Source organism: Streptacidiphilus carbonis (assembly GCF_000787775.1).
GTDB lineage: Bacteria > Actinomycetota > Actinomycetes > Streptomycetales > Streptomycetaceae > Streptacidiphilus > Streptacidiphilus carbonis.
The window spans coordinates 148,516-172,380 of the sequence record NZ_BBPM01000001.1; the positions used below are offsets into that span (position 1 = coordinate 148,516).

Here is a 23,865-nt window from a genome sequence, read left to right on the forward strand (position 1 = left end):
CGCAGGACGGCTCAGGGGAGTCGGGTCGGGTCGGCGAGGTAGGACTGGGTGCGGGTGACCCGGTTCGCTCCCGGTCACTCCCTGGACAGCACCGCGGTCAGTGCCTGGCGCAGCAGCCGGGTCGCCTCGTCGGTGCTGACGGCGCCGGTCGGGCGGCGCCAGGCGACGTAGCCGTCCGGGCGGACCAGGAGTACGCCGTCCTCGGCGACCTCGGCGCGGCGGTGCCACTCGCCGTAGGCGTCGCGGGCGTCGCGGTCGACGACGACGGTGCGCAGGTCGAGGCCGAGTTCCTGGGACAGGGCTGCGGCGGCGTCGGCCCACTGGGTTCCGGACAGGCCGGTGAGGACGGAGAACCGGCCGCCGCCGACCAGGTCCAGGGTCGAGACCCGGTGGCCCCGGGGGTCGACCAGCCAGGCGTGCGGCAGCTTGGCGCCCGGGCGTGAGGTCGGGTGCCCGAACAGCTCCTGGTCGCGGGAGGTGTCCTCGACGGTGCCGTCGGGGACCACGGCCGTCGACCGGTAGCGCTGGTTGTGCTCCACGCCATGGGCGTTGAACTCGTAGTGCTTCAACTCGACGGCGTCATGGATGGCCTGCCGCTTCTTGGCCCCCTCGGCGTCCGGCCGGCGGGCCGCGAGCAGGGCCTTGGTGATGCCGTCGTCGTCCCCGCCGACCACGCCCAACGCCTCGAACAGCGGCAGGAACTGGTCCCGGGACAGGTTGGCCCGCTCGACGATCTGCTTGGCCACCGGGGCCCGCTCCTGCGAGTAGGTCTCCAGCAGTTCGGCGCCGGCGTGTCCCTTGACGACCGCCGCCAGTTTCCAGGCCAGGTTGTAGGAGTCCTGGATCGAGGTGTTGGAGCCCAGCCCGTTGGACGGCGGATGCCGGTGCACGGCGTCCCCGGCGCAGAAGACCCGGCCGTGCGACAGCCGGGTCGCGTAGGCGTGGTTGACCGTCCACAGCGAGGCGCTGTCGATCCGCACGTCGAGGCCGTCGTCGCCGACCAGGTCGCGGACGATCGCGACGGCCGCCTCGTCGGTCACCTCCGGCGGGGGCTTCTCGATGTCGTAGCCCCAGACGATCAGCCACTCGTTCCACGGCCGGACCATGCGCAGCAGGCCCATGCCGATGCCGCCGACGTCGGCCCCCGGCCGCATGATCCAGTACAGGACGCTGGGACGGTGCGCGCAGTACCGGGCGAGGTCGGCCCGGAAGACGATGTTCATGCTGCCGGCCTTGCCCATCTGCCCTTCCATCGGCAGGCCGAGCCGCTCCGCGACGATGCTGCGGCCGCCGTCGGCACCGATCAGGTACCGGGCCCGGACGGTGTACTCGCGTCCGCCCACCCGGTCCCGCAGCACGGCCGTCACCCCGTCGGGGTCCTGCTCGAAACCGGTCAGCTCGGTGTTGAAGTCGACGACGGCGCCGCGCCTGGCGGCGTTCTGCAGCAGGATCGGCTCCAGGTAGGTCTGCGGGAGGTCGATCATTCCGCAGGGGCTCTGCGCGGCGTACTCGGTCAGGCTCTCGTCGCCGGTGCCCCAGGTGCGGATCCGGCCGATCTCCTCGCCGAGCAGCGAGGTGGCGAACACCGTGTCGCCCATCAGCGAGCTGGGCGTGCCCTGCTCCAGCGCCTGCTGCTCGATGCCGAGGTCGCGGAGGACCTCCATGGTGCGCTGGTTGGTGATGTGGGCGCGCGGGGTGTCCGCGAGCCATCCGTACTTGGTGACCAGCCGGGTCCGCACGCCGTAGGTGGCCAGCAGCAGGGCCGCGGCGCCGCCCGCCGGTCCGCTGCCGGCGACCAGGACGTCGGTGTCGTACCCGGTGTCGCCTGCTGTGGTCTCCGGCCCGTTCATGCTGTCTCCGTCGGATCCGTCGGAACTGTGCGTGCGATGCGGAAGGCGAACTCGAGCAGCCGCCACTCGCCTTCGACCGGCCGCCCGTCCGGGGTCGGTCCGGTGCGCGGCGCGAACTCGGTGACCAGCTCCTCCTTGACGCCGAAGACCGTGTCCCGCTGTCCCGGGGGGCCGTCCAGGTAGGCGCCGCCCTTGACGAACAGCTGGGTGGTCAGCGGCCGGTAGCCGGGGGCCTTGATCAGGAAGTGCAGATGCGCCGCGCGGTAGGGGTGGCGTCCCACGGCTTCGAGCATCCGGCCCACCGGACCGTCGTCCGGGATCGGGTACGGGGACGGGAGGATCGACCAGAACGTCACCCGGCCGTCGTCGTCCGTGTGGAACCGGGCCCGCAGCACCGGGCCGTCCAGGTCGGGGAGCTGGATGTCGTAGAAGCCGTCGGCGTCGGACTGCCAGACGTCCACCACCGCCCCGGCGACCGGGGCTCCCTGCGGGTCGGTGATCCGGACGTCCGACCACAGCGGGGTGCCCGCCAGCCCCAGGGCGATGTCGCTCCCGTGTTCCGCGGCCGGCGGACCGGGGACGTAGAAGGGGCCCAGGACGGCCGAGGGCGTGGTGCCGGGGGTGCGGGAGTTGGACAGGGCGTCGACCACGCTGGACACCCCGAGGGTGTCGGACAGCAGGATGAACTCCTGCCGGGTGTCGCTGGTGATGTGCCCGGCCTCGGTGAGGAAGCCGATGGCCCGCTGCCACTCGGCCTGGGTCACGTCGTTGCGGACCGCGTATCCGTGCAGCGTGCGGACCAGGTCGGTGAGCAGCTCCTTGGCCCGTGGGTCCGGGCAGTTGTCGAAGCTCGCCACGACCTCGCCGGTCAGGGCGCTCAGGTCCGGCGCGGCCGCTGCGGCGGCCGGAGCGGGCGCACCGGTGGGACGGCGGCCCTCCCAGGCCTCCCGAAGCAGGCCCGCGATGCCGTCGCGGGTCAGCTCCCGCGGGTTCGGGTAGGGCTTGGAGGCGGCCAGTTCCGCGGCCCGGTCCAGGTCGCCCTCGGCCATGCCCAGTTCCCGCAGGGACGTCGGGCCGCCGGCCGCGCGGATCAGGTCGAAGACGCCGCCCGGCGCCTCGGGGACGCCGAGGGCCGCCGCGATGCGGGCCATCGCCTCCGGGGCGGCGGGGGCGTTGTACGCCATGGCGTGCGGGAGGACCACGGTGTGGGTCTCGGCGTGGGGGAGGCCGAAGCTGCCGCCCAGGGTGTGGCAGAGCTTGTGGTGCAGGCCCATGCCGACCGTGCCCAGGCAGGTCCCGGCCAGCCAGGCCGCCCGCAGCAGGTCGGCCCGCGCCTCCAGGTCCGACGGGTCGTCACCGAGGGCGGGGAGGGCACGGGCGATCGCGGACACGGCCTCCAGGGCGATGGCGTCGGTGACCGGGTCGGCGTCCGGCGAGTACAGCGCCTCGACGGCGTGTGCCAGCGCGTTGACGCCGCTGGTGACCGACATCGCGACCGGGAGGTCGAGGGTGAGCTCCACGTCGTAGACGACCGTCTCCGGCAGGATCGCGGGCGAGGACCGGGTGACCTTCTCGCCCTTGGCCGTCTCGCCGAGCACCGGGGTGACCTCGGAGCCCGCGTAGGTGGTCGGCAGGATGACCTGCGGCAGGTCCGTGCGCAGTGCCAGGGCCTTGGCCAGGCCGGTCGTCGAGCCGCCGCCGAGCGCCACCAGGCAGTCCGCCCGCTGCTCGTGCAGGACGGCCAGGGCCCGCGCGGTCACCTCGACCGGGGTGTGCATCGCGGCCCCGTCGAACTCGGCCACCAGCAGGTCGCCCAGGGCCGCACGGACCCGGTCCGCGTGCTTGCGCAGCGACGGACCGGACAGCAGCAGCACCCGGGTGCCGCCCAGCCGCTCCGCCTCGGCGCGTACCTGCTGCAGTGTGCCGGCGCCGAACAGCACCCGGCTCGGGCCGACCGTGCGAACGAAGCTCCTCATCGAGCTGCTCTCCAAGCTGTGGTGTTCAGGACCTGTGGGGTCCTGGTGCGACTGTGACGTAGTGTCCAACGCCGCGCCGCGGCCTGTCCTGCACAGAACGGGCGCCGACCTGCACAGAACGCGCATTGCCGGGCCCGGAGCGGGAGACACTTGCCCACCCGCCCGGGCGTGGCGAGACTTGGAGCGGAAACCGGAAGGTGGCCGCATGCGCGAACTCGGACTGACCGACACCCAGGGGATCCTCGCCCAGCCGTGGGTGCGCCCCAGGCGCACCAGCGCCGGGTTCGGCTGGGACCGGGTCTATGTGTCGGCCCAGCGTGAGCTGCCCTACCGCGAGTCCTTCCAGGGGGCCGGCAGCCACCTGGTGATCCTGCACCTGGACGGCCCGGTCACGGTCCGGCGCGGACGGCGCGGGCTGACCGAGGCCTGCCGGGTGTCCGCGGGCGGCCTGTTCCTGCATCCGGCCGGCCTCGAACTGGACGTGGAGCTCGGCGACCGGCTGAACACCGTGCACGTCTATGTCTCGGACGCGACCCTGCAGGCCACGGCGGACAGCGGCGGCCCGGTCCGGCTCAAGGAGGAGGTCGGCGGTACGGATCCGCTGCTGCGGCAACTGGTGCTGGCCCTGGACGGCGCCGTCCGGAGGTGGGAGCCCAGCGGGCGCGCCTATGTCGACCAGCTCGCCCTGATGACCGCCGCCCACCTGGCGCGCCACCACAGCGTCCGGCGCCCCGAGGCGCCGCCGCGCGGGCCCGCCGGGCTCAGCGACCGGCAGTTCCGGGCGGTCCGCGAGCTGCTGGACGAACGGCTGGCCGAACCGCTGTCGCTGGACGATCTGGCGCTGGCTACGGGACTGAGCGTCAGCCAGTTCGCCCGCCGCTTCAAGGCCAGGACCGGCTGCTCACCGCACCGGTACCTGCTCCGGCTGCGGGTGGAGCGGGCCGCGGGCATGCTGCGGGCCGGCACCGCGCCCATCGCCCAGGTGGCGGTGGACTGCGGCTTCTCCCACCAGGAGCACCTCACCCGGGTGATCAGGGCCCACCTCGGGACGACCCCGGCCGCGCTGCGCCAGAGCCGCTGACGGCGGCCGCCGGGATCCGGTTCCGCTGACGGGCCGGTGGGGCAGATCCGGCCACCTGTGCCGCCCGGGGCTCCACAAGTGCGGGTTCGACTGGCAGTCTGTTCGTGCACAGGGCCGGACAAGCCATCGGAAGGACTCCTGCGGATGACCGTGCGGGTGCGAGGGACCAGGTTGAGGCGGACAGCGGTGGCCGCGGCCGCGGTGGCCGCGTCGGCGGCGCTGACGGCGTCTCAGGGAGTGACTCCGGCAAGCGGCCTGGCCCCGAAGGGGGCATCCGCGCTGTCGGCGTCGAACCCTTCGGCCTCGTCCTCCGCTGCCGGGGTCGACCCCTCGGGCGCTGCGCCGGTCGACGGTGGCGGGACCGTCACGCTGCCGCAACCTCCCGTCCTGGGCGGCGGATCCGCGATCCCGTCGGCTCCGTCGGCTCCGTCGGGCCCGTCGCTGACCGTGCCAACGGGCCATGGGGCCGCTCTTCCGGCCACGGTCTTCGCGGCCTACCGGAGCGCGCAGGCCTCGCTGGCCGTCTCCGACCCGGGCTGCCGCCTGCGCTGGCAACTGCTGGCCGGGATCGGCCAGGTGGAGTCCGACCAGGCGGACGGCGGCAGGGTCGACGCGACCGGAACCGCCTACACCCCCATCCTCGGCCCGCTGCTGGACGGGAACGGCACCGCGGCGATCCGCGACACCGACCACGGCGTGTACGACGGGAGCACCGTCTGGGACCGGGCCGTGGGCCCGATGCAGTTCATCCCCGAGACCTGGAAGACCTGGGGCGTCGACGCCAACGGCGACGGGCGCGCGGACCCCGAGAACATCCAGGACGCGGCCCTGGCCGCGGGGCGCTACCTGTGCGCGGGCGGCCGCGACCTCGCCGACCCGGCGCAGCTCGACGCGGCGATCCTGGGCTACAACCACTCGACGGTCTACCTGGACACCGTCAAGAGCTGGATGGCGTACTTCGAGCGCGGTGTGACTCCGGTGGCGGACAGCCCGGCCGGCAGCTCCGGCGGGTCCTCGCCGACAACGGCCCCGGCTGCCAAGCCGTCCAGGTCGTCCGCGCCCTCGGCGCCCTCGGCGCCGCCCTCCGCGTCCCCCACGCAGCGGGCCCTTCCGTCCGCCTCGCCCTCCGCTCCGCGTGCCTCGGCATCCGCAGCGCCGACCGCGACCGCCGGCAGCTCGCCGTCGCCGAGCGTTCCCGTCGGCCCGACGGTGCCCGCCGCTCCGAGCTCTTCCCCCAGCGTTTCCCCTTCCGCCTCGCCGACCGGCTGCCCGTCGCCCTCCGCGAGCCCTTCGCGGACCGCGACGACCGCGGGGGCCTCCGCCTCGCCGTCGGTCGCGCCGTCGGCCCAGGCCTCCGGTTCGCCGGCTCCGGGAACCACAGCCTGTGCCTCGCCCTCGGCGCCCCCGTCGGCGACGGCCGCACCCTCCTCCACGCCGGCGGCGACGCCGACCGCCCGCTGAGACAGCTGACCCCTCGTCACCCACCGCCGGTCGGTGGGTCGAAAGGGCTGCGCGGACCTGGTCGGACGCCCTAGCGTGACGTGGCATGGACACAGCTTCTCCGCAACCGAAGTCCGCCGTCTCGAATCTGGTGTGGTCGGAGGAATTGTTGGCCGACGCACGGTCCGCGCTGGCCGGGGCACTGGGCACGGCCGATGCGGTGCTGCACCGCGGAAGTGACGACCGGTCGGCCTTCCAGGTAGACCTCGACGAGATCGGGCGGATGCCGCCCGGGACGGTCGAGGCGCGGAAACTCGTCTACCGCACCGGGACCGTCCGCACCCACTTCGCCTGGGAGGACGCGCGCGGACATGTGGAGGCGCTGGCGGCACTGCTGACCCGGCAGCCGCCCGCCTTCTCCCCGGTGACGCTGACCCGGGCCGTCTTGGAGGCCGCGGCGCTGGCCTTCCACTTGCAGGACGGCTCCGAGCCGCTGACCGTCAGACTGGCCCGCGCCGCCGGGCTGTGGGCCACCGAGACGGCCTATGAACTGGACCTGACCACGGCGGTCTCGCCCCAGGACGCGACCGGCGCGCTCGCCCGCAGACAGGAGATGGTGCAGACCTTCGAACAGGCCGGGATCAGCATGCTGGAGGACCGCCGCGGCCATCCGCTGGCGCTCCGCCTCGAACGGACCACCCTGGACGAGACCGGCGTGGACCTGCCGCGGACCATCGGCCGGCTGCTGCCGGCCAACGCCAGCCTGGGCGTCTACACGGTGCTGTCCGGCGCCGCGCACACCCGCACCTGGGCCGCCGCCGTCGCCGCCTCGTCAGACGCGGCCGGACCGGGCGGTACGCCGGGGGGCGGTCCGGGAGGGGGCTGGGGCCGGCTGGAGTCCCAACCCTCCACCACCGTCCAGGCGGTGATCACCACCCTGGTCACCCTGGAGTACTGGGTCCGCACCTGGGGCGCGTTCGCCGGCCTCGCCACCGCCGCCGACGCCGACCAGATCGCCGGCTGCACCGGCCGCTTCGCCCTGCAACTGCGCGACCGGCACCTCACCGGCTGACCCCGGCCGCGGTCACCGAGCCGGGCTGGGATGGAATGGGGGCATGAGCCAGCTGTCGGTCGGTGAAGTGCTGCTGGGATGCGTCATACTGGTCGGCGCCTCCGTACAGCGGATGGCCGGGATCGGCTTCGCGCTGGTGGCGGCGCCCGCACTGGTGCTGCTGCTGGGGCCCGGGCAGGGGGTGGTGCTGTCCAACTGCGCGGCCGGTGCGATCAGCGCGGTCGGTCTGGCGGGAGCCTGGCGCCGGGTCCGGCCCGCGGCGATGCTGCCGCTGGTGGTCGCCGCCGCCTGCACCGTGCCGGCCGGGGCCTGGGTGGCCTCCCGGCTGCCCGGACCGGAGCTGATGGTGGGTATGGGCCTGCTGGTGAGCTGCGCCGTGCTGGTGGTGATGGGCGGCGTCCGGGTGTCCGCGCTGCGGGGCTCCGGCGGCGCGGTGGCTGCCGGTGCAGCGAGCGGCTTCATGAACGCCGCGGCGGGGGTGGGCGGCCCGGCGCTGTCGCTGTATGCGGTGAACGCGGAGTGGACCGTCCTGGAGTTCGTACCGAACGCGCAGTTCTACGGGGTGGTGGTGAACGCCTTCTCGATCGCGGCCAAGGGTTTCCCGAGGCTGGCCGGGCCGGCCTGGCTGCTGTTCGCGGTGGCGATCGCGGCGGGCGCGGTGATCGGTAAGGCGCTCGCGGAGCGGGTGCCCGAGCAGCGGGCCAAGCTGGTCGTGATGCTGCTCTCGCTGGCCGGCGGAGTGACCACGCTGGCCAAGGGGCTCTGGGGGCTGTGAGCCTCAGCCCCTCAGCCCCTCAGCCCCTCAGCCCCTCAGCCCCTCAGCCCTTCGCGGCCTTGGCGGCCTTGGCCGCCTTCGCGGCCGCCTTGGCCTCCTGCTTGAAGGCGCGCACCTGGTCCAGCGACTCGGGACCGGTGATGTCCGCGACCGAGCGGAAGCTGCTCTTCTCGCCGTACGGTCCGGCCGCCTCGCGCCAGCCCTCGGGCCGCACCCCCAACTGCTTGCCGAGCAGGGCCAGGAAGATCTGCGCCTTCTGCCTGCCGAAGCCCGGCAGCTCCTCCAGCCGGTCCAGCAGTTCGGAGCCGCTCGCGGCGTCCCGCCAGACCGCGGTGGCGTCGGCGTCGTAGTGCTCGTCGAGGTAGGCGCAGAGCTGCTGGATCCGCTTGGCCATCGCGCCGGGATAGCGGTGCACCGCGGGCTTCCGGGCGCAGAGCGCCGCGAACGCGTCGGGATCCCGGGTCGCGATCGTATGCGCGTCCAGATCGTCCCCGCCGAGCCGTTCCAGCAGGGTGTAGGGGCCGCTGAACGCCCACTCCATCGGCACCTGCTGGTCCAGCAGCATGCCGATCAGCGCCGCCAGCGGGCTGCGGCTGAGCAGCGCGTCGGCCTCCGGGTTCTGGGCGAGGCGCAGGGCGGTCGCCATGGCGGGCTCCTCTTCGTTCAGGCAGCTTTCCGGTCACGTCCGCTTTTCGTCACGTGTTTTCATCACGTGTGGTCCGGCCATTCTCCGCGTGCCCGCACCGCCGCGCGCGCGGCAGTGGGCATGTAAGTTACACAGCCCTTTGACGCCACTTACCGGCTGCTGCCACGATGCGGTGCCCGTGGTATCCGCGGTGCGCTCGGCGCACCGACTCCGAAGGGGAGACCGGACCGCATGAGAGTGAGAAACCGATCGGCCCGCGCGCGGCTGGGACGCGCCGCGGCGGCCTGCGCGGTGGCCCTGGCGGCGGCGTTCGCCGCGACCGCGCCCAGTGCCCACGCCGCCGCCACCACGCCCGGCGTGAACGTCGCCGTCAACGCGCAGGAGGGTCTGGGCACCATCCCGAGCACCGCCTACGGTCTGAACAGCGCCGTGTGGGACGCCCAGATGAACACCCCGGCGGTGGCCGGGCTGCTGGGCCAGGCAGGCGTCGGCATGCTGCGCTACCCCGGCGGCTCCTACGGGGACATCTACCACTGGCAGACCAACACCGCGCCCGGCGGCTACGTCGCGCCCGGCACGGACTTCGACGCGTTCATGGGCACCGCGAAGCAGATCGGCGCCCAGCCGATGCTGATCGCCGACTACGGCTCAGGGACGCCCCAGGAGGCCGCCGACTGGGTCCGCTACGCCAACATCACCAAGGGCTACGGCGACAAGTACTGGGAGATCGGCAACGAGGTCTACGGCAACGGGTACTACGGCAGCGGCTGGGAGACCGACACCCACGCCGACAAGAGCCCGACCGCCTACGCCGACAACGTGGTCCAGTACGCGGCGGCGATGAAGGCGGTCGACCCCACCATCAAGGTCGGCGCGGTGCTCACCCTGCCCGGCAACTGGCCCGACGGCGTGCTGGCCGCCGGCGACGCCGCCGACTGGAACCGCACCGTGCTCTCCATCGCCGGCAGCTCGGTCGACTTCGTCATCGTGCACTGGTACCCCAGCGGTCAGGGCGCGGCCACCGTGCTCGCCGAACCGGCGCAGCTGACCGGTGAGTTGGCGCAGCTTCGGCAGGAGATCGACCAGTACGCCGGCGCCAAGGCAGCCAACCTGCAGGTGGCGCTGACCGAGATCAACTCCAACCAGTACGAGGACACCCAGCCGGACGCGCTGTTCGGCGCCGACGCGTACTTCACCGCGCTGGAGGACGGCGTCTTCACCGCGGACTGGTGGGACACCCACAACGGCGCGACGACCATCAGCACTGCGCCGGACGGGGCGACCGACTACGGCGACTACGGGGTGCTGTCCAGCGGCGGCTGCGTGGGCACCACCTGCGAACCGGCGATGAACACGCCCTTCCCCTCCTACTTCGCGCTCAGCATGCTGAGCAAGGTGGGACGGCCGGGCGACACCCTGGTGCGGGCCGGCACCGACCAGCAACTGGTGGCCGCGCACGCGGTCCGGCAGGCCAACGGCAACCTGGCGGTGGAGCTGGTCAACAAGGACCCGGACAACTCCTATGCGGTGAACCTGGACTACACCGGCTACACCCCCAGTGCGGCGACGCCCACCGTCTACACCTACGCCGACGAGGGCACCGCGATCACCAGCGCGGCCCAGGGCACCAGCAGCACGCAGACCCTGCCGCCGTACTCGATCGAGACCGTCGTGCTGACGCCCTCCGGACAGAACGCCACCGCGCTCTCCGCGCCCGGCGCTCCCACCGTCAGCGGCGTCACCGACAGCTCGGCGACGGTCTCCTGGCCTGCCGCCACCGGCGCGGCGGTGACCCGCTACGGGGTGTACCGGCAGGTCGGCACCCGCAGCGAACTGCTGGCCGAGTCGACATCGACCAGCGCCACCCTGCACAACCTGGTTCCGGGGACCTCGTACACCCTGAATGTGCTGGCCACCGACCAGGCCGGCCGGCTGTCGCAGCCCTCGGCGCCGCTGACCTTCACCACAGGCACGCCCAGCAGCAGCAACTGCGCCGCGTCGTACGCGTTCTCGTCCGGCTGGGGCAGCGGGTGGGTCGCCAACATCACCGTCACCGACACCGGTCCGGCCGCGATCGACGGTTGGACGCTGACCTTCACCTTCCCGGACGCCGGGGAGACCGTCAGTTCGGGCTGGAACGGCACCTGGACCCAGAGCGGCCAGGACGTCCGGGTCACCAGCCTGGACACCAACGCCCAACTGGCGCCGAACTCCGGCAACTCCACCACGGTCGGCTTCGTCGGCGGCAACACCGCCGCCTACAGCCCGCCGGCGGCGATCAGCCTCAACGGCACGGTGTGCACCACCACGTACACCTCGTGAGCCGACGATGAGTTGAGAGCCCTGGAGGCCCCCGCGGCAGCGGGGGCCTTCCCCGTCCACGGCCCCGTCCACGGCCCCTAGCGGAGCAGCTTCCCCCATCGGCCCGGCTGGTCCGACTGTGCCGTCTCCCCGTTCGGGCCCTCCAACTGCTCGACCAGCTCCGCGAGTTCCTCGACCGGTCGCTGGGCCGCGGCGTTCAGGGTGCTGGCCGCCTGGGGTCCGACGAGCAGGGGGACCATGGCGGCCACGTCCGCGACCGGGCGCAGGGTGGCCGCGGTGGTGAGGATCTCCTGTGCGTGGGTGCGCCGGTTGTCGGCGCTGAGGATGTGGACCAGCTTCAGCAGCTCGGGGATCGGCCGCTGCAGCGCGATGGTGCGCAGCAGCCGTCCGGCGCTGTCGACGGGGACCTGGGCCGCGGCGGAACCGCTCTCGGTGTCGGGTACTGGGGTCGTCGGGGGTTCTTGGGCGGAGATCGCGCGTGCCACAGGTTGCTCCTGGAAAAGGGGTGGTGCCGGTTGCTGAATTGACGGACTGTCAGAAGGGAGTCCCTCCACTGACCAGCCTGCGATCCTCACCCGGTCGCGCCACCGGCATGGTCCATTCGGGCGACGGCGGCGCACCACCCGTCACACCAGCAACACCAGTCCCATCAGTGGGCCGTCAGCCATGGGCGGTTCATTCCTGTCGGCGGCGGCTGCCGGGGCCGGGCCGCATCCGCACCCGCGGCCGGTCGCCGAGCTCGTGTCCGGCCTCGCAGGTCACCACCGTCCGGACCGGTGCGCCGCAGTCGGCGTGGACGGCGACCGCCGGCGGCCCCTGCGGGCCGGCCAGGTGCCGGTCGCCCCAGCCCATGAAGGCCAGCAGGATCGGCATCAGCTCGCGGCCCGCGTGGCTGAGCCGGTACTCGTACCGCTCGCGCGAGCCCTCGGTCCGGTAGCCGGAGCGGACCGCCAGCTCCGCGTCGACCAGCGCCGCCAGCCGCTTGGACAGCACATTGCGGGCGATGCCCAGATGGGACGCCAGGTCGTCGAAGCGGCGGACGCCGTTGGCCAGGTCGCGCAGCACCAGCAGCGTCCAGCGGTCGCCGACCAGCGCGAGCGTGCGCGCGATGGAGCAGGTCTCGCTGTCGAAGGCGCCGTACTCCGGTACTGCCGGTACTGCCGAGGCGGTGCTCATGGTCATAGCCTACCGAGCTGGGTTGCATATGAGAACCCAGCTGGCCTAGCGTGGCGGTGCAGCCCGACCACCGAGCGGAACGAGGGGCCAGGACGATGACCGGTACCGAGCAGGCGCAGCCGTCGCAGACCGTCCGGGAGCGCGCGTACACCTGGTCCGACCCGATGGCGACGGCCGGTGTGGCCGCCGGGCTCAGCGGGATGGAGTTCTTCGCCGCGATGGAGCAGGGACGCGTCCCGCCCCCGCCGATCCTGAACACCCTGGACTTCGACGGCGTCTCCTTCGACGAGGGACGGGTCGAGTTCCGGCTCACGCCCAAGGAGTTCCACTACAACCCGATCGGCTCGGTGCACGGCGGGGTGTTCGCCACCCTGCTGGACTCGGCCTGCGGCTGCGCCGTGCACACCCGGCTGCCGGCCGGCGTCTTCTACACCAGCCTTGACCTGACGGTGAAGTTCCTGCGGCCGGTCTCCGTCGCCACCGGCACGATCACCGCGGTGGGCAGCGTGGTCCACCTCGGCCGCCGCACCGCGCTGGCCGAGGCCAGGCTACTGGACGCCGAGGGCCGGGTCTGCGCGACGGCGACCAGCAGCTGCCTGATCATGCGGCCGGGGGAGTAGGCCCGTCCGCCTGTCGGACGGCTGTCCGCGAGCGGTGGCCACGGACGCATGCACAAGCACTCCTCCGCGCCTGCCCCGGCTCCACCGGCATCCTGATGGACCGTCAAGAGACGCTGACGGCAGCCGAAGAGCGCCGCCCCGGGGTCAGCCGGCGCGGGCGAGGACGGCTGCCCGGGCTGCGAGCGCGTTCTCGGCGGTGAGGGCGACGGTGGCGAGGGTGCGGCAGTCGTCCAGGGTGTGTTCGGCCAGGGTGGCGCGGACCTCAGGCAGGCAGGCGGGGGCGGCGGAGAGGCTGGTGACGCCGAGGCCGACCAGGACCAGCGCCAGCAGCGGATCCGCCGCGGCCTCGCCGCAGACGCCGACCGGACGGCCGCGCCGTTCGCCCGCCCGTGCCGTCATCCGGACCAGTTCGAGCAGGGCCGGCTGCCAGGGGTCGAGCAGACCGGCGAGGGAGCCGAGGGTGCGGTCCGCCGCGAAGGTGTACTGGGCCAGGTCGTTGGTGCCGATGCTGAGGAAGTCGCAGACCTCGGCCATCGCTTCGGCCCGCAGCGCGGCGGCCGGCACCTCCACCATGGCTCCGGCGAACGGGAGGCCGTGGGCGCGTACCCGGGCAGCGAACCCGGCTGCCTCGGCGGGCACCGACACCATCGGTGCCATCACCCAGACATCGGCGCTGCCGGCCGCTGCCGCGGCTGCCACAGCCGCGAGTTGAGTCTCCATCAGCTCGGGGTCGCGGGCGGCGGCGCGCAGGCCGCGCACGCCGAGGGCCGGGTTCTGCTCATCGGCGGACGTTGCGAAGGGCAGCGGCTTGTCCGCTCCCGCATCCAGTGTGCGCACCACCACCCGCCGCCCGGCGAAGGCGTCGAAGACCTGGCGGTAGGCGGACGTCTGCTCGTCCAGGCCGGGGGCCTCGGTGCGGTCCAGATAGAGGAACTCGGTGCGGAACAGGCCGACACCCTCGGAGTCGGCCGCCGCGGCGCCGGAGAGCTCGTGCAGCGCACCGAGGTTGGCGAGCAGCTTGACCGGGTGGCCGTCGGCGGTGCGGCCGGCGCCGCGGACCCGGGCGGAGCGTTCCCGCCGTCGCCGCTCATGGGCGGCCGCGGACGCCACCGCCTCGGCTGCCGGGTCGAGTTGTACGGTGCCGGCGGCGGCGTCGACGAGGACGGTGCGTCCGTCGGTGAGGGCCGTCGTGTCGCCGCAGCCGACGACGGCGGGCAGCCCCAGGGCCTTGGCCAGGATGGCGGTGTGGCTGGTCGGCCCGCCGCGCTCGGTGACCAGGGCCAGTACCAGCCCCGGGTCCAGCAGCGCGGTGTCGGCGGGCGCGAGGTCCTCGGCGACCAGCACGAACGGGTGACCGGGAGCGGGCAGTCCCGGCACGGGCAGCCCCAGCAGCCGGGCGACGGACCGGTCCCGCAGGTCGTCCAGGTCCGCGGTTCGCTCGGCGAAGTAGCCTCCCGCGGCTTCCAGGGCGGCCCGGAACTCGCCGAAGGCGGCGTGCAGCGCGTGCGCGCCGTCCCTGCCACCGAGCACCAGATCCCGTACCCGGTCCGCGAGTACCGGATCCGCCGCCATCATGCTCTGGGCCGAGAGGACCTCGGCCGCGGCACCTGAGGCCTTCGCGGCGCGCAGCTCCAGGTCCGCGACGGTGTCACGCAGCGCGGAGAGGGCGGCTTCCGCCTCGGCGGGGGCGTCGGCGGCGGCGACGGCGCGCGGTTCGGGCAGCGCCGGCATCGGGGCCATTCGGGCCACCGGCCCGGCGGCGCTGCCGGACCCGACGGCTATGCCGGTCAGGGCCGACGCCGCGACCGCGCCGGGTGCCGTGGTGGTCACTGCTCCGCCGCGTCGTGGTCGAGGGCGACCAGCGCGGCCAGTTCGTCCAGTGCGTCCTCGGCCTGCGGGCCCTCGGCGGAGAGGACCACGGTGTCGCCGCGGCGGGCGCCGAGCGCCAGCACCGAGAGCAGGCTGCGGGCGTCGACCGGGTCACCGCCCTCCTTGGCGACGGTGACCCTGACCGGCTGCCGGGCGGCGGCCTGGACGAACAGCGAGGCGGGTCGGGCGTGCAGGCCACTGCTGGAGCCGACGGCGACCGAGCGCTGGAACATGGGAATCCCTCCAGGGACAGATGGGTGGGGTTGGCGGACGGGAGGACGGCAGTGCCGATGGCACAGGGTGGATGCCCGGTCCCGCGGTCGGGGGAGCGCGGGACCGGGCGGTCGGTGGCCCGGTGGACGGGCGGTGTGGACGGGCGGTGGAGGAGCGTCAGCTGACCAGGGCTTCGTGGCTCACGGCAGGTCCGGCGGCCGGGGCCCCGTCCGTTTCCGCAGCCGCAGCCGCAGCCGCAGCCGGTGCCTCGTCCTCGGCCCGGTCGGTGACCCCGCCGCGGCCGAGCTGCTTCGCGCCGATCACGCAGGCCGCCGCGACCAGCACTCCCGCCACGATGGCCAGCAGGTAGAGCCCCGGGCGGCCGATCAGGCCGATAACCCAGAGCCCGCCGTGCGGGGCCCGCGAGGTGGCGCCGAATGCCATGGACAGTGCGCCGGTGGTGGCGCTGCCGGCCATCAGCGAGGGGAGCACCCGCAGCGGGTCGGCCGCGGCGAAGGGGATCGCGCCCTCGGTGATGAACGAGGCGCCGAGCAACCAGGCGGCCTCACCGGCCTTGCGCTCGCCGTCGTTGAACAGCCTCGGCCGCACCACGGTGGACAGCGCCATCGCGATCGGCGGCACCATGCCGGCCGCCATCACCGCCGCCATGACCTTCAGCTCCCCGCTGGCGAGGCTGCCCACGCCGAAGGTGTAGGCGACCTTGTTGACCGGTCCGCCGAGGTCGAAGGCCATCATCAGCCCCAGCAGTGCGCCCAGCAGGATCGCGTTGGTGCCGGTGAGGCTGCCGAGCCAGTCGGTGAGCCCGCGCTGGGCGGCGGCGATCGGTTCGCCGATGACCACCAGCATCAGCACGCCCATGATCAGCGTGGAGACCAGCGGGATCACCACCACCGGCATGATGCCGGCGATCGCACGCGGCGGCTTGTAGCGGGTCAGGCCGAGCACCAGCGCACCGGCCAGCAGGCCGCCGACCAGGCCGCCCAGGAAGCCGGCGCCGATCGCTGAGGCCAGCAGTCCGGAGACGATGCCCGGGACCAGGCCCTGACGGTCCGCCATGGCGTAGGCGATGAAGCCGGCCAGTACGGGCACCAGCATGGAGAACGCGGTGGACCCGATCTTGAACAGCACCCCGGCGTACCCGGCCTGGTCGATCAGCTTCGACAGGTCGGTCACACCCGGGTAGGTGTGGCCCTGGAACACGCCGCCGTTGACCTTCATGGCGACCTCGGCGCCACCGAACATGAAGGCGAGCGCGATGAGGATGCCGCCGGCGGCGACGAACGGGATCATGTAGCTGACGCCGGTCATCATCCACTGGCGCAGATGGGTGCCGAAGCGGGCGGCCGAGGAGCCGCCGCCGGACGGCGCGTTCACCGGAGCGGGGGCGCCGTCGGCACCACCGGTGGCCGGTGCCGCCGCGGGTGCCCCCGCGGGCCCGGCCTGCCGGATCGCCTCCTCGGCGCGGGCCAGCAGTTCGACCGAGCCGCTGATCGCCTTCTTGACCGGCGCCTCGACGGTCGGCTTGCCCGCGAAGCGGTCCCGGCCGCGCACCTCCACGTCGACCGCGAAGATCACGGCATCGGCGTCGGCGATCTGCGCCGCCGTCAGCGGGACGGCGCCCGCCGCTCCCTGGGTCTCCACGGAGATCTGGTGGCCCGCGTCCTTGGCGGCCTGTTCGAGTGCCTCGGCGGCCATGTAGGTGTGGGCGATACCGGTGGGGCATGCGGTGACGGCTACCAGTTTCATCTGCCCAGCACCTCCTTGTTGACGAGATCGACGACGGTCTGCGGGTCGGTGGCGTCGCGCAGTGCCTGCCGGAAGGAGGCGTGCACCAGGCGGCGGGCCAGCGAGGCCAGGATGGTGAGGTGGTCGGTGTCCCCGCCCGCCGGGGCGGCGATCAGGAACACCAGGTCGGCGGGGCCGTCCTCGGCCCGGAAGTCGATTCCGGCGGCGCTGCGGCCGAACGCCAGGGTCGGTTCGGTGACATGGGCGGAGCGGGCATGGGGGATGCCGATGCCGCCCTCGATCCCGGTCGGCATCTGCTCCTCGCGCGCCCTCACATCGGCGAGGAACCCGGCGAGGTCGGTGACCCTGCCGTCGTCGGCCAGCCGGGACGCCAGCGAGAAGGCCGCCTCGTGGCGATCTGCGGCCACCAGGTCGAGATCGACGAAATCGGGGGTGATCAGATCGGACATGGCGTCAGTTCCTTTCAGTGAGGGGGCGGGTGGGGTCGAAGTCCGGATCGAGGTGGACGGCCCCGCGGTCCAGGTCGTGGCGGCCGGGCATCCGGCTGCCGGGCAGCGAGGTGGCGGCGGCGCCCCAGGCGACGGCTTCGGCCAGGGCCTCCGCTCCACCGCTGCCCGTGGCCGGCTGTCCGGCGGACAGGTGGCCGGCCGACAGGTATCCGGCGAGCAGGGCGTCGCCCGCGCCCACCGCGCTGCGGGGCTCGGCGACCCGGGCCCGGCCGTGCACCGCGCCGGAGCCGTCGACCAGCAGGGCGCCGTCGGCGCCCAGGCTGGCCAGCACGGTGCGGGCGCCGCGAGCGCGCAGGGCGTGGGCGGCCGCGACGGCCTCGCCGAGCGTGGTGACCGGAAGCCCCGACGCCTCGGCGAGCTCGGCCCGGTTGGGCTTGATCAGGTCCGGACCGGCGGCGAGTGCGGCGAGCAGCGGCGCACCGCTGGAGTCGACGGCGATCAGCGGGAAGTGACCGCCGGTGCCGCGGATCCGGTGGATGAGCTGTGCGTAGAGGTCGTCCGGCGTCCCCGGGGGCAGGCTGCCGCTGAGCGCGATCCAGGCGGCGCCCTGTCCGGCCCGGACGGTGGCCTCGGCGAGGGCGTCCAGCTCCTGTGCGGTGAGCACCGGCCCCGGCTCGTTGATCTTCGTGACGGTGCCGCCGGGTTCGACCACACTGATGTTGACCCGGATCTCGCCCAGCACGGGCACCGCGAGCACCTCGACGCCCTGGGGCGCCAGCAGCTCGGCCAGCCGGTCGCCGGCGGTCCCGCCGCACGGCAGTACGGCCACCGTCTTGCGGCCGTTGGCGGCGAGGGCCCGGGAGACATTGACCCCTTTGCCACCCGGGTCGGTGTGGCGGGCTGTCGCCCGCAGCACCGACCCGTGGCGCAGATGGGGGACCTCCAGGGTGCGGTCCAGGCTGGGGTTGGCGGTCAGCGTGACGATCATGCGCGCACCACCCGGGGGCCGGCGTCGGCGAGCTCGTCGGCGACCTCGGAGTCCAGCCCCGAATCGGTGACCACCACGTCGACCTCGTCCACCCGCCCGAAACGGGCGAAGTGGTCGGCGGCGAACTTGGTGTGGTCGGCCAGCACCACCGAGCGCCGGGCGCTCGCCATCATCTGCCGCTTGACGTCCGCCTCGGCGGTGTCGGGCGTGGTCAGTCCGCGCTGGACGGAGATGCCGTTGGTGCCCATGAAGGCGACGTCGACATAGGTGTCCGCGAGCGGCCCGCGGGTCCACTCGCCGACCACCGCGTGGGTGCGGGAGCGCACCCGGCCGCCGACGATGAAGAGGTTGATGTGGGGACGGGTGGCCAGCAGCGCCGCGATGGCCAGCCCGTTGGTGACCACGGTGAGCTCGCGGTCGGCCGGCAGGTGCTCGGCCAGGCGCGCGGTCGTGGTCCCGGCGTCCAGCAGGATGGTGCCCTCGTCGGGGAGCTCGGCGATCGCCGCCTTCGCGATCCGCTCCTTCTCCTCGGTCAGGGCGGACGCCCGCTGGGCCAGACCGGGCTCGAACCCGAGGCGCTCGACCGGGATGGCCCCGCCGTGCACCCGGCGCAGCAGGCCCTGGCGCTCAAGGGTGGTCAGATCGCGCCGAACGGTCTCGGTCGCGACGTCCAGGCCGACTGCGAGGGCCGTGACGTCGACCCGGCCGTCGCGCCGCGCCTGCTCCACGATGAGCTGGTGTCGCTCCTCCGCGTACATGTGGTTTCACCGCCGTTAGAAGCTTGTTTCGAATGGTTTTACGCCCGGTTGTGAGGGCTGTCAAGGAATACGGGCAAGAAAACACAGATTCGGGCATGGAGCACACCGATAACCACATCAACCGGCGGGGCTGATTCCGCAGGCGACAGGGCGTGGCATGCTCGTCGCGTGATCCAGTCCACTCTTCGCAACCCGGTCGGCGCGCACGTCCCGGTCGCCGGCCGCGGCCTGGCCGGCACCGGTCTGGTCTACGCCGACAAAGTGGGCGCGGAGAGCGTGCAGGTCTTCGTCGCCAACCCGCGCGGCTGGGCAGCGCCGGTCGGCAACCCGAAGCAGGACCGGGCCTTCCGCGAGGGCTGCGCCGAGCGCGGTATCTCCGCCTATGTGCACGCGCCCTACCTGATCAACTTCGGCTCGGACTCCGCGGCCACCCGCGAACGCTCCGCCGAGTCCCTGCGCCACTCGCTCACCCGGGCCCACGCGATCGGCGCCGCCGGCGTGGTCGTGCACACCGGCTCGGCGATGGGCGGCAGCCGTGCGGTCGCGCTGCGCCAGGTTCGCGAGGGGATGCTCCCGCTCCTCGACGAGCTGGACGGATACGGCGGGGGCGGCGAGGACGGCGGGGGCGCCCCCTGGCTGCTGCTCGAACCGACCGCGGGCCAGGGCAACTCCCTCTGCTCCCGCATGTCCGACCTCGCCGACTACTTCGAGGCCCTGGAGCACCGTCCCCGGGTCGGCGTCTGCCTGGACACCTGCCATGCCTTCGCCGCCGGCCACGACCTCGCCGCACCCGGCGGCACGGCCCGCACCCTGGACGACCTGGCCGCCGCGGCCGGCCCCGGCCGACTCCGGCTGATCCACGCCAACGACTCCAAGGACGTGGCCGGCGCCCGCAAGGACCGCCACGCCAACATCGGCTCGGGCCACATCGGCGCCACCCCCTTCGCCGACCTCTTCACCCACCCGTCGACCCGGGGCGTCCCCCTCATCATCGAACCCCGGACGACCGCCACGCCCCCGACCGCGTCGAAGGCGCCCTCCACGCACGCGACATCTCCCGCCTGAAGCAACTCCGCGGGGGAGATCGCGACAGCTGACGGGAGACACCGCGCTGCCCGACCGATACCTGCTGGTTCCCTTGACGGGTCGGGGCGGGATGGGTACAACGTAGGAACTATTGATGCGGGCGGCGGTTCGAGGGCAGCGGACCGGCGATCCGACGAATCGACAGAAGTCAGGCGGTGGCGGCCAAGGGGCCGTCGCCCCGCTGCGTGCTGCCTCCACCTGCCCCGGCCCCACCCGTCCTGTCCCACCCGTCCTGTCCCACCCGTCCTGTCCCACCCGTCCTGTTCCACCCGTCCTGTCCCACCCGACCAGGAGGTTTTCCATGGACCTGCCCGGAAACCGATCGCCGAGACGGTCGCGTCCAGGGCGCAGACTGCGCCTGCTGTGCCTGCTCCTCTCCGGCCTGCTCCTGCTCGCGTTCCCCGGTACCGCCGGGGCCGTCACCACCGGGAACGGCTCGCTCGTCTACTCGCCCACCGCGGGGAGTTCGTTCGACCCGGCCGGGACCACGTACGCGAAGACCGTCGTGCTCAAGCACAGCGGCAGCAGCAACGGCCGCATCCTGGTCACCTACGACCAGTTGGTCTGGGTCAACGGCAAGCAGGTCTACCCGATCTACTCCAGCGACGACAACGGCGCCACCTGGACGCATCTGACCGACGTCGTGCCCGGGAACGACTTCTCCAGCCTGATCAAGACCTCGCAGCCGTTCCTCTACGAGGTGCCGCAGACCGTGGGCAGCCTGGCCGCCGGCACGATCCTGCTTGCGGGCAACATCATGCCCTCCGACAAGTCCAGCACCCGGCTGGTGATCTACAAGAGCACCGACCACGGCGCCAGCTTCTCCTACTTGAGCACCGTCGACACCGGCGGTCCCGCCACCTACGACCCGAGCCCCACCTCGACCACCACCAGCGTCTGGGAGCCCTCGCTCGCCGTCGACAAGGCCGGTGCCCTGGTCTGCTACTTCTCCGACGAGCGGCAGAAGGCCTCCGGCATCCTGCAGGCCGTGTCCTACCGGGTCTCCAGCGACGGCGGGTCGACCTGGGGGACCGAGGGCAACGTCACCGCGATAGCGAACGACAGCGACCGGCCGGGAATGATCACGGTTACCCCGCTGCCGAACGGGACCTACATGGCGACCTACGAGGTCGTCAACCGCCCCTCCCAGACGCTGAACACGGCGGTCGTCTACTACAAGTTCTCCAGTGACGGCGTCACCTGGACCGCCTCCGACCTGGGTACCCCGATCCGGCTCGCCAACGGCCGGGGCCTGGGCTCCTCCCCGTACGTGAAGTGGGTGGCCGCGGGCGGCCCCAACGGAATGGTCGTGGTCTCCGCGAAGTGGGCGCTGGACTCGTCCGGGAACATCAGCGGCGGGCAGAACTTCTACGTCAACTACAACCTGGGCCAAGGGCCGTGGGAGCGGCTGCCGTTCGCCACCACCTACGACGCCGGTGACACCCAGGGCGGTTACTTCGCCGGCTTCGCCCAGGCCTTCGACACCGGCGTCGACGGAAACACGCTCTACCAGGCCACCGACGTCGAGAACACCACGACCGGGTACAACGACATCCGGGTGGGTTCCATCCCGCTCAACGCGCACCACTACGAGGCCGAACGCGCGACGCTGACCGACGTGACCACGGTCTCCCAGGTCGACGCCGACAACGGCAGCAAGATCGGGAACATCAACCACTCCGACAGCAAGGTCTCGTTCACCCACGTCAACGTCCCGACAGCCGGGACCTACACGGTGAACGTCCGCTACGACAACGGGACCGGGGCCACCAGCAGCCACAGCGTGAGCGTCAACGGCGGGACGGCCTTCACGCTCAGCTATCCCAAGACGGTGGACTGGAACAGGTACGGCTGGGCGCAGTTCACCACCACTCTCGCGGCCGGGAACAACACCGTCTCCTTCGGCTACAACGGGACCTACGCCGAGCTCGACGCCATCGACGTCTACCAGTCCGGGGTGGCCGCGGACGGTGAGTTCAAGCTGGTGAACCGCAACAGCGGCAAGTACCTGGAGATCGCCTCGGCGCTGACCACGGAGGGCGCGCCGGCCGGGCAGTGGGGCGACACCGACAACCCCACCCAGGTGTGGCGGATCGGCTCCTCGTCCGGTGCCTACACGCTCACCGACCTCAACAGCGGCAAGCTGCTGACGGTGAGCGGGGCCTCGACGGCCAACGGGGCCGCGGTGGTGCAGAACGCGTCCACCGGATCGTCCTCGCAGCGCTGGACGCTCACCCCGACCGACTCCGGCTACGCCACCTTCACCGACGTCAACAGCGGCAAGCTGCTGGAGATCTACCAGAACTCCACTGCCGACGGGGCCATCGCCGACCAGTGGTCCGCGACCGGGTACAACTGCCAGCAGTGGCTCCTGGTGAAGGAGGGGATCCAGTAGCAGCGGAGTGACCGATCGGCTCGTCCGCCGCGCGCGGACGAGCCGATCGGCCTGCGCTCAGGCGGCGCCTGCTCCGGCCTTCGGGGCCTTCGGAGCCTTCGGGGCCTTCGGCCCGGCAGCGCCCCGCCTCGCCGCGCCCGCCTGCGTCCCCGCCGCGGTCCCCACCCCCGCCGCGGTCCTCCCCGCCGCGCGGTCGCGCACCCCCGGCTGGGTGCTCTCGCGCACCGCCAGCTCGTAGCGGCACAGGATGTCCCGGTGCCCGATCGGCACCGCCGACTCCATGCGCTCGATCAGCGCGTTCACCGCCAGCGACGCCATGTCCGCGTAGTCCGGCGCGATCGTCGTCAGCGTGGGGATGGTGAAGCGGCCCTCCTCGATGCCGTCGAAGCCGGCCAGGCCGAAGTCATCGGGGGCGTGCAGGCCGCGGCAGTGCGCGGCCCGGAGCGCGCCGATGGCCAGCACGTCCGCGAAGCAGTACAGCGCGTCGGGCTTCAGCCCGCGCTCGAAGATCTGCTCCGCGGCCTCCGCGCCGGCCGCCTTGCCGTAGGCGGAGGTGGTGATGATCGGGGCCAGCCGCTGGTCGTAGGCCAGTCCGGCCTCGGTCAGGGCCCGCCGGTAGCCGTTGAACCGCATCGCCGCCATGGCCGCGGCCTGCGGCGGGGAGTCCTGGCGGCCGATCACGGCGATCCGCCGGTAGCCCTGCTCGACCAGGTGGGCGGTCATCTGCTGGGAGGCCGCCAGGTTGTCGAACATGACGTGGTCGCAGTCGCCGTCGTAGTCGTGCTCGCCGAGCAGCACCAGCGGGACGGTCCGGCCGCGCCGTTCCAACTGCCGCGGGTCCAGCGCCAGCGGGGCCATGATGATGCCCTCGATCAGCGGGTCCCGCAGCCCCTCCGCCGCGCTGAGCTCGACCTCGGCGTTGCCGCCGGTCTCCTCGATCAGCAGGGTGTAGCCGGCCTGCCGGGCAGCGCTGATCATCGCGGTGGCGACCTCGGCGAAGTACGGATTGCGCAGGTCGGGCACGGCGAGGGCGACAACGTTGGACCGGCCGCTGCGCAGCCGCCGGGCCGAGAGGTTGGGCCGGTAGTTGATCTCCTCGATCACCTGGAGCACCCGGGCGGAGGTCTCCGCCGACACCTTGCCCGTCACCCCGCGCAGCACATTGGAGACCGTCTTGATCGACACTCCGGCCCGGGCCGCGACATCGTGCAAGGTGGGCTCGCCCACGGTTCCTCCAGAAGTCGGTCCACTGAGACTTTGACGCGACTGATCGTCAGCCGTGCGCGCTTCACAGCGGACGTTACCCAAATGAGTCGGGCGGATGTCGGCCGACCATTGACGGGCTCGCGAAGCCAAGGGTACAACGTAGGAACCTAATGGCG

General features: G+C 72.8%; 18 protein-coding genes and 1 pseudogene. 8 read left to right on the top strand and 11 right to left on the bottom strand.

The genetic code is table 11. From position 1 onward, the window contains the following. Positions 1-74 precede the first annotated feature (74 nt). Both TR46_RS00680 and TR46_RS00685 read right to left on the bottom strand, forming a co-directional pair. Positions 75-1,850 carry an FAD-dependent oxidoreductase gene (locus TR46_RS00680; protein ID WP_042391857.1) on the bottom strand — a complete coding sequence of 592 codons (1,776 nt, stop codon included), beginning with the start codon at positions 1,848-1,850 and terminating at the stop codon, positions 75-77. Beyond that, positions 1,847-3,826: a maleylacetate reductase and hydroxyquinol 1,2-dioxygenase domain-containing protein gene (locus TR46_RS00685; protein ID WP_042391861.1), complete on the bottom strand. Its 1,980-nt coding sequence runs from the start codon at positions 3,824-3,826 to the stop codon at positions 1,847-1,849. The genes TR46_RS00680 and TR46_RS00685 overlap by 4 nt, the downstream gene beginning before the upstream one ends. A gap of 205 nt (positions 3,827-4,031) precedes the next feature. Between TR46_RS00685 and TR46_RS00690 the strand changes: the two genes are divergently transcribed. The 4 genes from TR46_RS00690 (at position 4,032) to TR46_RS00705 (ending at position 8,194) form a co-directional block, all read left to right on the top strand. After that, positions 4,032-4,907, top strand: coding sequence for a helix-turn-helix domain-containing protein (locus TR46_RS00690; RefSeq protein WP_042391863.1), 876 nt, complete (start codon positions 4,032-4,034; stop codon positions 4,905-4,907). 447 nt (positions 4,908-5,354) lie between these two features. After that, on the top strand, positions 5,355-6,368 hold the full coding sequence (locus TR46_RS00695) for a lytic transglycosylase domain-containing protein (RefSeq protein WP_236655157.1): 1,014 nt from the start codon (positions 5,355-5,357) through the stop codon (positions 6,366-6,368). Positions 6,369-6,516: 148 nt separating this feature from the next. Then, the gene (locus TR46_RS00700; RefSeq protein ID WP_042391867.1) at positions 6,517-7,419 is read left to right on the top strand and encodes a hypothetical protein; all 903 of its coding nucleotides are present in this window, start codon (positions 6,517-6,519) and stop codon (positions 7,417-7,419) included. A 43-nt stretch (positions 7,420-7,462) separates the two neighbouring features. Next, a complete protein-coding gene (locus tag TR46_RS00705; protein ID WP_042391869.1) occupies positions 7,463-8,194 on the top strand; it encodes a sulfite exporter TauE/SafE family protein in 732 nt (243 codons plus the stop codon). Positions 8,195-8,237: 43 nt separating this feature from the next. On the opposite strand, the gene TR46_RS00710 is transcribed toward TR46_RS00705, so the two are convergent. Then, positions 8,238-8,840: an HhH-GPD-type base excision DNA repair protein gene (locus tag TR46_RS00710; protein WP_042391872.1), complete on the bottom strand. Its 603-nt coding sequence runs from the start codon at positions 8,838-8,840 to the stop codon at positions 8,238-8,240. A gap of 231 nt (positions 8,841-9,071) precedes the next feature. On the opposite strand from TR46_RS00710, the gene TR46_RS00715 reads away from it, so the two are divergent. Beyond that, entirely contained in the window at positions 9,072-11,162 is a 2,091-nt protein-coding gene (locus tag TR46_RS00715) for a cellulose binding domain-containing protein (protein WP_052432472.1), read from the top strand. A gap of 77 nt (positions 11,163-11,239) precedes the next feature. Here the strand turns inward: TR46_RS00715 and TR46_RS00720 are convergent, their stop codons facing one another. Together TR46_RS00720 and TR46_RS00725 are read right to left on the bottom strand one after the other, a co-directional pair. Continuing rightward, positions 11,240-11,647 (bottom strand): hypothetical protein, encoded by a 408-nt coding sequence (locus tag TR46_RS00720; RefSeq protein ID WP_042391874.1) that lies wholly within the window; start codon positions 11,645-11,647, stop codon positions 11,240-11,242. Between the two features lie 190 nt (positions 11,648-11,837). Beyond that, positions 11,838-12,338, bottom strand: coding sequence for a winged helix-turn-helix transcriptional regulator (locus TR46_RS00725; RefSeq protein WP_042391876.1), 501 nt, complete (start codon positions 12,336-12,338; stop codon positions 11,838-11,840). A 95-nt stretch (positions 12,339-12,433) separates the two neighbouring features. Between TR46_RS00725 and TR46_RS00730 the strand changes: the two genes are divergently transcribed. Next, positions 12,434-12,958, top strand: a complete 525-nt coding sequence (locus TR46_RS00730; protein ID WP_042391879.1) for a PaaI family thioesterase — start codon at positions 12,434-12,436, stop codon at positions 12,956-12,958. Between the two features lie 144 nt (positions 12,959-13,102). Here TR46_RS00730 and ptsP read toward each other — a convergent pair whose 3' ends face one another. From ptsP to TR46_RS00760, 5 genes and pseudogenes are all read right to left on the bottom strand, one after another. Further along, entirely contained in the window at positions 13,103-14,788 is a 1,686-nt protein-coding gene (gene ptsP, locus TR46_RS00735; RefSeq protein ID WP_084717676.1) for a phosphoenolpyruvate--protein phosphotransferase, read from the bottom strand. Next, positions 14,785-15,060, bottom strand: a complete 276-nt coding sequence (locus TR46_RS00740) for an HPr family phosphocarrier protein (protein ID WP_042391881.1) — start codon at positions 15,058-15,060, stop codon at positions 14,785-14,787. Before TR46_RS00740 ends, ptsP begins: the two co-directional genes overlap by 4 nt. Positions 15,061-15,217: 157 nt before the next feature. Further along, positions 15,218-17,256: pseudogene (locus tag TR46_RS00745) on the bottom strand (PTS fructose transporter subunit IIABC). Between the two features lie 4 nt (positions 17,257-17,260). Continuing rightward, positions 17,261-18,244 carry a 1-phosphofructokinase family hexose kinase gene (locus TR46_RS00755; protein WP_042391886.1) on the bottom strand — a complete coding sequence of 328 codons (984 nt, stop codon included), beginning with the start codon at positions 18,242-18,244 and terminating at the stop codon, positions 17,261-17,263. Beyond that, positions 18,241-19,002: a DeoR/GlpR family DNA-binding transcription regulator gene (locus TR46_RS00760; protein ID WP_042391888.1), complete on the bottom strand. Its 762-nt coding sequence runs from the start codon at positions 19,000-19,002 to the stop codon at positions 18,241-18,243. Before TR46_RS00760 ends, TR46_RS00755 begins: the two co-directional genes overlap by 4 nt. Before the next feature lie 168 nt (positions 19,003-19,170). Between TR46_RS00760 and TR46_RS00765 the strand changes: the two genes are divergently transcribed. Continuing rightward, positions 19,171-20,067 carry a deoxyribonuclease IV gene (locus TR46_RS00765; protein ID WP_152626239.1) on the top strand — a complete coding sequence of 299 codons (897 nt, stop codon included), beginning with the start codon at positions 19,171-19,173 and terminating at the stop codon, positions 20,065-20,067. Positions 20,068-20,389: 322 nt separating this feature from the next. Next, positions 20,390-22,483 carry an RICIN domain-containing protein gene (locus tag TR46_RS00770; RefSeq protein ID WP_084717678.1) on the top strand — a complete coding sequence of 698 codons (2,094 nt, stop codon included), beginning with the start codon at positions 20,390-20,392 and terminating at the stop codon, positions 22,481-22,483. Positions 22,484-22,540: 57 nt separating this feature from the next. On the opposite strand, the gene TR46_RS00775 is transcribed toward TR46_RS00770, so the two are convergent. Further along, positions 22,541-23,710, bottom strand: a complete 1,170-nt coding sequence (locus TR46_RS00775; protein ID WP_063770496.1) for a LacI family DNA-binding transcriptional regulator — start codon at positions 23,708-23,710, stop codon at positions 22,541-22,543. Positions 23,711-23,865 lie beyond the last annotated feature (155 nt).